This window comes from Neobacillus sp. B4I6 (assembly GCF_050434045.1).
Lineage (GTDB): Bacteria > Bacillota > Bacilli > Bacillales > Cytobacillaceae > Neobacillus.
In genome coordinates this window covers 1,802,209-1,815,086 of record NZ_JBNPWB010000002.1, presented here as the reverse complement: position 1 = coordinate 1,815,086, position 12,878 = coordinate 1,802,209, and the positions used below count along the sequence as shown (strand labels likewise).

The 12,878-nt window shown below is 38.5% G+C and carries 9 protein-coding genes, 2 pseudogenes and 1 riboswitch; of the genes and pseudogenes, 9 read left to right on the top strand and 2 right to left on the bottom strand.

Going from position 1 to position 12,878, the window contains the following annotated elements; genetic code table 11:
• Positions 1 to 208 precede the first annotated feature (208 nt).
• Positions 209 to 1,293, bottom strand: a pseudogene (locus QF028_RS11040) (transposase).
• 338 nt (positions 1,294 to 1,631) lie between these two features.
• Positions 1,632 to 2,171 (bottom strand): methylated-DNA--[protein]-cysteine S-methyltransferase, encoded by a 540-nt coding sequence (locus QF028_RS11035; protein WP_429465352.1) that lies wholly within the window; start codon positions 2,169 to 2,171, stop codon positions 1,632 to 1,634.
• Positions 2,172 to 2,552: 381 nt separating this feature from the next.
• Between QF028_RS11035 and QF028_RS11030 the strand changes: the two genes are divergently transcribed.
• The 9 genes and pseudogenes from QF028_RS11030 (at position 2,553) to QF028_RS10990 (ending at position 12,796) form a co-directional block, all read left to right on the top strand.
• The gene (locus QF028_RS11030; protein ID WP_429465350.1) at positions 2,553 to 3,377 is read left to right on the top strand and encodes a formate/nitrite transporter family protein; all 825 of its coding nucleotides are present in this window, start codon (positions 2,553 to 2,555) and stop codon (positions 3,375 to 3,377) included.
• 191 nt (positions 3,378 to 3,568) lie between these two features.
• Entirely contained in the window at positions 3,569 to 4,567 is a 999-nt protein-coding gene (locus QF028_RS11025; RefSeq protein ID WP_429465348.1) for a VanW family protein, read from the top strand.
• 103 nt (positions 4,568 to 4,670) lie between these two features.
• The gene (locus tag QF028_RS11020) at positions 4,671 to 6,428 is read left to right on the top strand and encodes a bifunctional metallophosphatase/5'-nucleotidase (RefSeq protein ID WP_429465346.1); all 1,758 of its coding nucleotides are present in this window, start codon (positions 4,671 to 4,673) and stop codon (positions 6,426 to 6,428) included.
• Between the two features lie 149 nt (positions 6,429 to 6,577).
• A riboswitch (cobalamin riboswitch) is annotated at positions 6,578 to 6,779 on the top strand.
• Between the two features lie 145 nt (positions 6,780 to 6,924).
• Positions 6,925 to 9,202: pseudogene (locus tag QF028_RS11015) on the top strand (ribonucleoside-diphosphate reductase subunit alpha).
• A 33-nt stretch (positions 9,203 to 9,235) separates the two neighbouring features.
• Complete coding sequence (locus QF028_RS11010) at positions 9,236 to 10,282, top strand: ribonucleotide-diphosphate reductase subunit beta (protein WP_215004437.1); 1,047 nt, start codon at positions 9,236 to 9,238, stop codon at positions 10,280 to 10,282.
• On the top strand, positions 10,279 to 10,731 hold the full coding sequence (locus QF028_RS11005) for a flavodoxin domain-containing protein (RefSeq protein ID WP_429465343.1): 453 nt from the start codon (positions 10,279 to 10,281) through the stop codon (positions 10,729 to 10,731). Before QF028_RS11010 ends, QF028_RS11005 begins: the two co-directional genes overlap by 4 nt.
• Before the next feature lie 278 nt (positions 10,732 to 11,009).
• Positions 11,010 to 11,489, top strand: a complete 480-nt coding sequence (locus QF028_RS11000; protein ID WP_429465341.1) for a PaaI family thioesterase — start codon at positions 11,010 to 11,012, stop codon at positions 11,487 to 11,489.
• Between the two features lie 250 nt (positions 11,490 to 11,739).
• Entirely contained in the window at positions 11,740 to 12,120 is a 381-nt protein-coding gene (locus tag QF028_RS10995; protein WP_429465339.1) for a CidA/LrgA family protein, read from the top strand.
• Positions 12,101 to 12,796 carry an LrgB family protein gene (locus QF028_RS10990; protein ID WP_429465337.1) on the top strand — a complete coding sequence of 232 codons (696 nt, stop codon included), beginning with the start codon at positions 12,101 to 12,103 and terminating at the stop codon, positions 12,794 to 12,796. The genes QF028_RS10995 and QF028_RS10990 overlap by 20 nt, the downstream gene beginning before the upstream one ends.
• The last annotated feature ends 82 nt before the right edge of the window (positions 12,797 to 12,878 follow it).

The window sequence follows — 12,878 nt, the reverse complement described above, 5'->3', positions numbered from 1 at the left end:
GAAAGGGTATTTTTCTCGGCAATTTTTTATTCTCAGCATTTAATTATTCATTGTACCTGCTAATGGGCCTGTTGATTTCCGCTCTAGGCACTTCGCTTTCCGCGGGCTGTCAGGGGAGCCTCCTCGGCGCTAGCGCCTGCGGGGTCTCCCCAGCCCCGTCCTCCCGCAGGAGTCTGCGTGCCTTCCGCGGAAATCAACAGGGAGGTAATCAACCTAAAGAATTGCAACACACTTTTTCTAGCCTTGCTAATTGTGTTGCAATCTTTTTCATATGTTGGCAGGCTGCCGTAAGGAGAGCCTGTTCGCTTGCTTTCTTCAATCCCCGTAACCGGCAATAGCGAAGCCCCTGCAGCTCTTTTGAGTCTGCGAAGCTTCGCTCAATTTTTTCCTTTCTAAATTTATAAAGTATTTTTCCAGATTTAGATAAGCGATTTTCCCTTACCTTTTCCTTGTGCTCTTCCCAAACATGACGTGTCACTACTTTTACCTTATTTTTGGAGCGTGTACATTGGGAAAGAAGTGGGGAGTTTTCACATTTCTTCGAATCAGACTTATATTCTTTATAACCCTCACGGTTTGTTGTACTGTAGGGTAATTCTTGATTATTAGGACAAACGTATAGATCTCGTTCTTTATCATATGAACATTTCCAGGAGTAACATATACATCGGTAATAATGTTAAATTTCATATCAGTAGTCCGGTGATCGAGATAACAAAACATTTCCTGCTTTTTTCCGTGAACTAATCTGTCCTCTTCTACGGCTTTATTCAATTCATCAAAATATTCACGAGTCTCAACTTCAATTTCTTGTTTTGTGAATTTATGTTTATTAGCGTTAGCCTTTAAATGAGTAGAATCCGAAAATAAGACACGACCACCTACCATTTTGTGATTCATTGCCTGGAGAACCATCTCATCAAATATTTCCTGAAAGATATCGGTACCTTTAAAACGATGTTGGCGATTCCAACTAATCGTTGAGTGGTGTGGAACAGGATCCTTAAATTTCAGGCCTAAAAACCAGCGGTAGGCAACATTCATTTCAATTTCTCTTTGTAATTGTCGCTCGGATCGCATGCCATATATATAACCAATAAACATCATTTTAAATAGAATAGTGGGATCGGAAGGGCGTCCGTTATCATCACTATAATAAGGACGTACCTTTTCAAGAAGGAATGAAAGATCAATATATTTATCGATTAAACGAAAAAGGTGATTGTCAGGAACCAATTCATCAATAGAAACAAATTCATATTCACTTTGGGTAGATACTCTTGGTTTAAACATAGATTTCACCACTTAATTTTTTATTGTTTGGTTGTGTTAAGAGCAGTGTATTATTGATTTTACAGCTCTGTTGATTTGCGCGGAAGGCACGCAGACTCCTGCGGGAGTACGGGGCAGGGGAGACCCCGCAGGCGCTTCAGCGCCGAGGAGGCTCCCCGGAACGCCCGCGGAAAGCGAAGTGCCTGGAGCGCAAATCAACAGACATGTTGCAAAGCCTATATATTAATAATATTATAATAAAATACGCGGTGAATGGTTAAAGTTATTGTAGAAAATAAGAGGCTGTCGAAAGTTTCTCGACAGCCTTAAGGCAGAGACTTCTCTCTGCCTTTTTTGGTTTATTTAACATGTGTGATTACACCTTTCAAAGTGGAGGGTTCTTTTTCCAAATCTAACAGTTTTTCCTTCATATCTAAACCTCCGCGAAAACCAGTTAACTTTCCGTTCTTACCAACCACACGATGACAAGGAACAGTAATTAATATCGGGTTTGCCCCAATTGCAGCGGCAACGGCACGTACTGATTTAGGTTTCTGCAGGAGTTCCGCGATTTCTGAGTAAGTATGTGTACATCCATAGGGAATTTCATTTAATACGTTCCAAACAGATTGTTGAAAGGGAGTCCCGTGAAAATCGATTGGAAAGGTAAAAGACGTGAGCTTTTCTTGAAAATATTCGGTGAATTCGTCTACAAAAGGTTGTAATTTTCTATCATCACGCTCCAAAAGGTGATGCGGGAGTTTTCTTTGAACCCAAGTCACCAGTTCTTCGAAGCCCTTATGATTGGACCCAACATAACAAAGTCCATCTACCGTTGCTGCGAGATACATTTTCCATGGACCATATATAAACAAACTCCAATAAATTTTCTTTTCCATTGTATAAACCTCCATTCTTTATTCCTTTCGATCATTTGGCGATACTCTGATGGAGTATCGCTGGTTATTTTTTAAAAAGTGTAGCAAAATGGGTCGGGTTTGGGATACCGACTAACATACTGATTTATCAGACCATTCGTCTCCGTTCGTAACTCCTGTGTATTTCTATACTCTTTACCATAACACCTTGGAATCAGTATACCTCTATTAAGTAAGGGAAGTAAGATATTTTGAATATAAAAGCAAGATTCCAAAGGTAAATGTAAGCGCTCTAAAATAGTTAAAGAAATATTCACAGGATTTTAAAAGAATTTGTTATAAAATAGAAGTATGTTAAACATTTCACATACTAAATGGTTCAATTAAAAAGGAGTATATTATATGGGATATAGTAAACCCGAAACAATCATGGAAATTACCGTTGAAAATGGAGTAAAAAAATCAAAATACCCTCCTTTACAGACCCTGATATTAGGTTTTGAAGCAGGTGCCTTCATTGCTTTAGGTTATTTACTTTTCATCCGTGTCACAGCAACTTTAACAGGAAATTTAGAGGGGTTAAGCAGTTTGATTGGTGCGTCTGTCTTCCCAATCGGCCTTATCCTCACCTTGCTTGCAGGTGGTGAGCTATTAACAGGAAATATGATGGCTGTGCCTCTAGCTCGAATGGCGAACAAGATTAGCACTAGACAGGTTTTCTATAACTGGTTTCTTGTTACGGTTAGTAACTTTATCGGGGCCATTTTTGTAGCATACTTTTTTGGACATCTGGTTGGACTTACCGAATCAGGCACCTTCTTGGAAAGAACGATTAGTATTGCTGACCATAAATTAGAAGCAACCTTTCTCCAAGCATTCGTTTCGGGGATTGGCTGTAATTGGCTGGTGGCAGCGGCAGTGTGGCTTTGTTATGGAGCAAACGATATGGTCGGAAAAATTGCGGGTATTTGGTTTCCAACGATGGCATTTGTCGCAATCGGATTCCAACACGTTGTAGCGAATATGTTTGTGATTCCTGCAGCGATATTTGCCGGCCATTTTACTTGGCTAGGATATATTGAAAATTTTATCCCTGTCTTTCTAGGCAATGCGGTTGGCGGATCTGTCTTTATCGCACTCGCATATTGGCACGCCTATAAGAAAAATGAACGCACATATTCGGAACCAAAAGTGGTTCAACCAATGATGAAAAGCAGCGAAAGATAATTTACAGATCAAAAAAATCATATATCTTCACTGATCAAGCTCCTTACACCTAACCTAAGGGGCTTTTTGCATATTAATCAATACTTATAAGTCATATTGACATGCAAACGGGAATAAAATCCAAGAATGAATGTACTTCGTTGGAGGTCAGCATTTACTGCATGAAAATAAAGGATAAGAGGTTGGGGGAAATGACAAAGAGTTCGTGGCTAGTATCAATTTTATTAATCTGTAGCTTAATACTTATTGCCGGATGTACAGAAAAAACGAATACAGTAAAGAAAGTTGAAGAAAAAGTATCTGAACCAGGACAACAAAAGCCCAATAAAACACCACCAGAACCACAGAATGAAGAAAAACCAAAACCAATTACGGTAAATGTCATTGATCCGAATACAAATGCTATTTTGGAAACCTTTTTACCGGTGGAAATGGGTTTTGGAACCGATAATGAAACCTATAAAAAAGAACTTGAAAAATGGGCAAAGGATTTAGCAAGAGGGACGGAAAGTACCAAAGGATATGACCAACGAATGGTTCTTGATAAGATTGGCTCCAATGGTCGAATCATTAAAGGCAAACCAAGAATTATCTTAGAGGAATCAGAGTTAGTTGAAAAGGTCATAACAGCATCGGCAACGGGTGGAGATATTGAACTACCTTTATATGTGACCGAGAGCGGTTATAAGCCTGAGGATGTTGACCAGTTAGGGGAAGTTGTCGTGGCAAGCTTTACAACGAGATTTAATAGCGGAGTTGTAGGCCGTTCAAAGAATATTCAGCTGTCGGCACAGGCCATTAATAATATCATTGTCGGAGCGGGAGATATTTTCTCATTTAATACCACTGTAGGTCCAAGTGATGCTGCCCACGGATATCAAAAGGCGAAGGAAATTGTAAATAAGCAATTAGTCGACGGTATCGGCGGAGGAATTTGCCAGACGTCATCAACCCTGTTCAATGCAGTGGATCAGGTAGGTGTTAGTTATATTGAAAAACATCACCATTCCTTGTCGGTTGGGTATGTACCTGCTGGCAGAGATGCAACCGTATCTTATGGTGGACCGGACTTTCAATTTCAGAATACCACCGGTGCCCCATTTATCATTAAATCCATCTATAAAAAGGGAACCTTAACCATCGAAGTAAGGACATCATCAACCTACCAAAGTCTGATAGTCAAACAATAATGAGTGTCAGGCACCAAACTTCTTTGGTGCCTTTTCTGCATATTCCTAACCTACAAGGAGAAAAATACCTTTGGTTCTTTTAGAAAATTGTAGGAGGAATAGTATGAAATTGTTTCAAAAAACGTTTCTTTCCTTATCGATCCTAGCACTGGTGGCGATAACGGGATATCAAAGTGCTTCAGCTCGTGCCCTAAGGGATATGGATAATCAATTTCAAACTGTTACTAAGCCTCAAGTTGTAGAGGTTAGCAGACAGAAACCAACTATAGGAAAAGATCAAGGGTTATCTGAAGAATATCATGGACATAAATCCAACCGTCCAGAAACGGTCAATCCCAAAAAGGGAAAGCCACCGGCCGCAAATAATCGTTTCATTCAGGTCCAACTATTAGGGATAAATGACTTGCATGGCCAATTAAATGTGACTCGGAAAGTAAACGGGAAACCGGCCGGTCGGGTCGATTATTTAGCAGCCTATTTAAAACAGCGTGAAGCAGAAAATAAAAATACGCTATTGGTTGAAGATGGAGACATGGTTGGGGCCAGCCCTCCAATTTCGGCCCTTTTACAGGATGAACCAACAATCGAGATCTTGAACAAACTGGGTTTTGACATCGGTACTGTTGGTAATCATGAATTTGATGAAGGCTTAACAGAACTGATGCGCCTCATAAAAGGGGGAACACATCCGAAAACAGGCAATTTTGCAGGTTCAAACTTCCTCTGGATTGTTGCTAATGTGGTCAATGAGAAAACAGGAAAAACGATTCTGCCTCCTTATAAAGTGATCAAAGTAAATGGGATGCCCATTGGTTTTATCGGTGTAGTAACTACTGAGACTCCAACGCTTGTTGTCCCTAGCGGTGTGGCAGGATTAAAATTCACGGATGAAGTAGAAGCAATTAATCAGAATGTAGCGGAATTGAAAAAACAAGGGGTAAAAGCGATTGTCGTTTTAGCCCATAACCCAGGCACTTCAGGTCCAAACGGAGAAAATCCAGCAGGGCAGCTTGTCGATATCGCAAACCGGGTCGACGATGAAGTGGATATCATTTTCGGCGGCCATAATCATGCCTATATGAACGCAACGATTGACAATAAACTAGTTGTTCAATCCTATTCCTATGGAACTGCCTTCTCTGATATTGATCTTGAGATAGATCCTAAAACAAAGGATATTGTCTCAAAAAGAGCTGAGATTGTAACTACCTTTCAAGAAGGAATCGAGCCCGATCCCGAAATAAAGAAAATGATAGAAGGATATGAAACAAAAATAGAACCGATAGTTAATCAAGTTGTTGGCTCTTCATCTGAAAGTCTGACGGCCAAGCAAAATGAAAATGGTGAGTCAGTGCTTGGCGATTTCATTGCGGATGCACAAAGGAAAGCGTTGAATACCGAATTTGCCTTTATGAATCCTGGCGGCATTCGAGCCGATATTGATCCTGGCGATATCACCTGGGGAGAAATTTACACGGTACAGCCCTTTAATAATGACCTTGTCAAAATGTCGATGACGGGACAGCAAATCCGAGAATTGCTCAACCAGCAGTGGGGAGCAACAAAAACGAACATGTTGCAGATTTCTGGCATAAGCTATACTTGGGATCCAAATAAACCAGCAGCGCAAAGGGTAGTGAGCACCAAGCTTCCAGATGGCACGGAAATGGATCCTAATAAATCCTATTCTGTGACAGCGAATATTTTTCTTTCTGGTGGCGGAGATGGATTTACTGTATTTACACAAGCTAAAAATAAAGAAGTCGGACCTGTTGACCTTGATGCATTAGTTAACTTCAGTAAAGCCCAGCCAAAACTGTTCACTTATGGCATTCAAAATAGAATACAAAGGGTTCAGTGACATCCTTGGTGTTTTAAAAAAAGGTGTCAGCCCAGATAGGTTTCATTTTTATTTAATAATAGACTTGAATTATTTTGGTGACTATACTATTATTTAAATTAATTGATTTACTATATATTGTTTCAATAAATAATAATCAAACTATATATTGTGTTAGCCTTAAGAGACGATGCCATTGTGGCTTAATAGGGAATCTGGTGTAAATCCAGAACTGCCCCCGCAACTGTAAATGCTGACGAAATGAGCAAACCACTGTATAAGAAGTGTCTAATCTATTAGGTACTTATATGGGAAGGGTTCAAAGTAGGAAGAAGCATGAGTCAGGAGACCTATCTTTCTTAAGATGTTTCAACTTCTTCGGGGATTGAGAAGATGAACGGTGGCGACAGGAGGCATTGGATTTTTTTATTCCTTTTGTAGTGTATCGTTTCATCCGCTCAATTACCGTTGAGCGGATTTTTTTATTATAGGGGGAAATGGATTGATAACTAAGGAGATTCAAACAGAACTTAATTACGTATTAGAATCTATTAATCAAGTTTCAGAAAAATATCAGATAGATACTACGGAGCTTAAAGAGCAAATTAGTAAACTGGATGAAACAGAGGGGGAAGCTAATCACCAAGCTTTATTATATGCTGTGAATCAAATTGCAATAGACCAACCAAATTGGACATTTGTCGCTGCCCGTTTATATCTAAATGAATTATATGGAAAGTCAGCAAAAAATCGAGGATATAATCGTTCTTTAAAATATGGAGATTTTTATAGATTAATAAAAGAATTGACTGATACCGGGATATATTCTCATAATTTACTTAGCTTATATAGTAAAGATGAAATCGAACAACTAGCAAAAGAGATAATTCCAGATAAAGATTTATTATTTAATTACATAGGGTTATTTTTACTGGCGGATCGCTATCTTGCTCAAGATCATAATAGAAATGTATATGAACTCCCGCAGGAGCGGTTCATGATTATTGCCATGACGATTATGAAGGATGAAAAGGAGTCCATCCGCTTACAACTTGTAAAGGAAGCGTATTGGGCACTTAGTAATTTATATATGACGGTTGCTACCCCCACTTTAGCGAATGCAGGCAAAAGCTTTGGTCAGCTTTCCTCCTGCTTTATTGATACAGTAGATGATTCCCTTGATAGCATCTATTTAAATAATTGGGATATTGCTCGGCTAAGCAAGGATGGCGGAGGTATAGGGATTTATTATGGTAAAGTTCGTGCCCTTGGTTCCGATATTAAGAAATTCAAAGGAAACTCTTCCGGAATTGTGCCATGGATTAAATTGTTAAATAATACAGCTGTCAGTGTTGATCAGTTAGGTCAACGTCAAGGTGCCATTGCGGTTTATCTAGATTTATTTCATAAAGATATCATGAACGGTTTTCTCGATTTAAAAACCAATAATGGGGATGAACGCCGTAAGGCCCATGACATTTTTACGGGTGTCACCATACCAGACCTATTTATGAAAAAATTAGAAGAGAAAGATGAGGATGGAAGAAGTATTGGGCAGTGGCATACATTTTGTCCCCATCAAGTAAAACAATTTATGGGCTGGAAGGATGAAAAAGGGAACCTTCTCGGACTTGAGGATTTTTATGATGAAACGGATGTTAAATTCTTTACCGAGAAATATGAAGAGGCCGCAGGTAACCCGCTTCTTCCTCGTAAAACATATCGTGCCATGGATATTATGACACGAATCATGGTTGCTCAATTAGAAACAGGAACACCATACATGTTCTATCGTGATGAAGTAAACAGGCAAAATCCCGAATAAGCATATATTGGGTAAGGGCCGAACTTCTATTTACTGCAGTAATTTATGTACAGAAATTGCTCAAAATATGTCCGCAACGACGATTGTAAACGAATACCAGAATGAAGAGGGCAATATCGTGATAATTCGGAAACCTGGTGATTTCGTTGTTTGTAATTTATCGTCTATTAATCTGGCAAAAGCAGTCCCTGCAGATGTTTTAGAGCGTTTAATTAGGATCCAAGTACGAATGCTCGATAACGTGATAGATTTAAATACAATCTCTGTTGGACAGGCTCAACTTACAAATAAAAAGTACAGAGCCGTGGGTCTTGGTACATTTGGATGGCACCACCTACTAGCTCTTAAAGGGATTTACTGGGAGTCTGAAGCAGCGGTAAATTATGCAGATCATCTGTATGAGGACATTGCATTTTATACGATCCGTTCATCAATGGAACTAGCAAAGGAGAAAGGGTCTTATAGTCTATTTAAGGATTCAGAATGGCATTCAGGAAGTTATTTTGAACGGAAAAATTACCAATCGAAGAGATGGATCGCACTAAAAAGGGATGTCGTTAATCATGGCATTCGGAACGGCTGGTTAATGGCTATCGCTCCCAATTCATCCACAGCGAAAATTGGAGGTTCCACTGACGGAATCGATCCTATCTATTCTGTTGAATATGCAGAGGAAAAGAAGAATTTTAAATTTAAAGTTACTGCACCGGATTTAAACCATATCACATATGACTATTATCGCCGATCAAGACATGAATTAGATCAAGTGTGGAGTATTAAACAGAATGCGGCACGTGGGCGCCATATTGATCAGGGCATTAGCTTTAATTTATACGTTAGGCACGATATAAAAGCAAAGGACTTGCTCAACCTGCATATGGAAGCTTGGAAGCAAGGACTAAAGACAACGTACTATGTTAGAAGCACATCTCAAACAGAAATTGACGAATGTGATGCTTGCCATAGCTAACATCTTTTAGAATAGATTGGAGAAGATTATTTTATGGGTATTCATTTACCGCTATCAAGAATAAAACTGTTAAACCCCGAGTTTCCCAATAAATCAACTGGTATTATTAATGGAAAATCATCAGGCTTGCTCAACTGGAATGATATTGCTTATCCACAGATATACGATTTATATCAGACTTTATTGTCAAACTTTTGGAAAGCTCAAGAGATTAATATGCAAGATGATATAAAACAGTGGGACTTTCTCAGTTCAACGGAGAAAGATGTCTTTTTACGAATAAATACACAACTTGCTTCTTTAGACAGCCTGCAAACACCAACAATGTGTCAAGTAATGGATTATGTGACAGATTCTAGCTTTAAAGCAATATTTGCTGTCATCGCCCAGCAGGAAGCGGTGCATAATGAATCGTATTCCTATATATTAAGTTCTCTTGTACCTTTAAATGAACAAAAGGATTGGTTCAATCAAGCCAAAAATGATCCAATCGTTCAAAAAAGAAACCAACTGATATTAGATGCATATGAAAGTTTCCGTGAGAATCCTACACCACAAAATTTATTTCAACTAGGTGTGAATTCTATTAATCTAGAGGGTATTTATTTTTATGCTGGCTTTGCTTTTTTCTATCATCTTGCCCGCCAGCAAAAAATGCTTAAAACTAGTACAATGATTAGCTATATACAACGGGATGAAATGCAGCATGCTTATTTTATGGCACAGTTTCTGCGAATTCTTTTAACAGAAAATCCGGATTTACATACTGAGGCTAACATTGATTATGTGTATAAAGTGGTTGGACAAGCTGTCCAACTTGAAAAAGAGTGGGCACATATGATTTTGAAGGATATAGATGGTATTGAATTGAGCGAGTACGAAAGATACACCGAATATCTTGCAAATAAGCGGCTTAGACAGCTAGGTTTACAGAACTTATATAAAGAAAGGGTAAACCCTATGCCTTGGATCCATGTTTTCAGTGATGAAATGATGAATGGAACAAAATCCGATTTTTTTGAACAGAAGTCAAGAAGCTATGCAAAGGTAACACAATCAAACGGTTTCGATGAATTATGAAAATTGCCATCGTATATTCTTCTAAAACAGGAAATACTGAAGAATTAGCTCAACGAATTTTTCATTTATTTTTAAAGAAGAATGTAATGGCTTCTCTCTTTCGGATCGAGCAATTTCGAGTTAGGGATTTATCCCAGTTTGCGGCTATTGTGATCGGAACCTATACTTGGGGAAATGGCGAAATTCCTCAAGAAATGATGGAGCTATATCGTGCATTCGAAACTCAGGACGTAAAAAAGGTACTTGCAGGTGTAATCGGCACAGGGGATAGTGGTTACCCGAAGTTTTGTGGAGCTGTTGATGAATTTAAGGATATGCTTTACGTACACACAAATTTAATTGCCACCCTAAAAATCGAGGTTAGCCTCCAAATGAAGGATATTGATCGGTGTAGTAGATTCGTGACTATCTTTTTGGATCAATTAAGCCGGAAGCAAGGTATAGGGTAATTGCAGGGAAGTTTGGAATTAGTAGTCAAATTCGGTTTTTTTGCTCCAAATAGAGTCTAAATGTGATTATTTCCGAAAAATTCAGAAGAAAACCCTTGTAGTACAAGGGTTTTTCTTTCCTATATTATTAATAAGACCGTTCCAATTCCTCAATTAAAGATACGAAATACTCCAAAGCTCTAAATATTTCATCTATTGATTGACTGGTTATTTTTTGGGATGGTATTATTTAACTGTTAGAGATTGAAAGCGTTTTCTGAGTATAGGGGGAAAGACAAATGAACGAAAAGGTTGTTAAAGCAATACAAGATGAGTATCCAGATGATTTTGCCTGGTGTTATGGCTGTGGTCGATTGAACGAAGGGGGACATCATTTTCGAACGGGCTGGCAGGGTGAACAAACAGTAACTATATTCACACCAGAAGCAGAGCATTTAGCACTTCCAGGTTTTGTTTATGGCGGCATTGTTGCCTCGTTAATAGATTGTCATGGAACAGGGTCTGCTGCATTGGCGCTTCATCGAAAAAATGGACATGAAACTGGTGATGGATCGGAGCCCCCAAGATTCGTAACGGCTTCCTTAAATGTGAACTTTCTCAAGCCCACTCCACATGGTATACCATTAAAAGCAATCGGAACTGTACATGAAATACACCCTAAAAAGTTTAAGGTTGAGACAGAAGTTTATGCGAATGATATTCTCTGTGCTCGTGGAGAGGTCGTCGCAGTTGTCATGCCTAAATCCTTTCTTAAATAGGTATTTAATATTCAGTTTTAGCCGGTCCTACTATTAGGAATCGGCTTTTTTTGCTTTATGAAGGTAACTCGAAATAAAAGTAAGTTATTCTACCATGTATTAAATCAAATTTAAAAAATTTATGTTAGATACCATTCCACATTTACAGAAAAACACAAAAAGGTATGCAATACTGACTTTAGAGTAATAAATTGTGACCCGATTTGTTAAAAAAAAGGGTAATTAATCTTAAAACAGAGGGGGGAGCCGAATGGTTCGTACAATTGCTCAGTTTCTCACAATCCTAGTAATATATTTGACTGGAACAAGGCTCGTTACTTGGCTTGATCTTCCTGTCCCAGGAAGTATTATTGGTATGGCGCTCCTATTCATTGCATTAATGTCAGGTGTTTGTAAGCTCAAATGGGTCGAAGCAGCCGCCCAGCTGCATATCAAACATATAACTCTTCTTTTTATTCCATTTATCGTTGGTGTTTGGCATTTTGCAGGGATTTTTAGAGTAGAAGGAATAAAATTAGCAATCATCCTAGCAGCAAGCAGCCTGGTTGTCCTACTTGTTACAGCTTTTATTGCTGAGTATTTAGAAACTAAAAGAAAAAGGAGTAAACAAAATGGGAACAATGATTTCTAATATATTGTTATGTACCAGCATTACTGTTATGAGTTATGCAGTAGGAAATAAGGTGTTTAAAACTTATAACAAGTCATGGTTAAATCCGTTATATACTGTAACAGTGTTCATCATTGGTTTATTGACGCTTTCTCATATACAAGTGGCCCAATATTCTTCAGGAACAGGTATATTTTCACTTTTATTAGGAACTGCCACTGTGTCCCTCGCTGTTCCCTTATATAGACATGTAAGAATTATTAGAAAAAATTTCGTAATTATTTTCTGGGCGGTTATGCCAGGCACATTAACTGGTGTAATTTCAATTGTCTTGTTGACGAAGTATTTGCACATGAATAAGGAAATTATGTTGTCGCTTATTCCAAAATCGGTCACTGCTCCCATTGCCTTATCAGTATCCCAGTCATTAGGGGGGATACCGTCACTAACGATTTTGTTTGTTTGTATTTCTGCCGTTTTTTCTTTAATGGTTGGGCCATTTCTTTTAAATATTACTCGGATTAGAAGCAGAATTGCTAAGGGATTAGCGTTAGGAACCTCAGCCCAGGCAATTGGTGCCAACCGTGCATTTGAATGGGGAGAAATAGAAGGGGTCATGGGGAGCATAGCGATGATTACCTCTGCATTGATCATGTCTATTATGATACCCCTATTATTGCAGCTTTCCCTTTCTTAAACTAACTCGAAATACAAATTAATAAGTTCATTACCGACATCTTAAAAAAATTTTAATGAAAATGAAATATTTCTATCTGAAA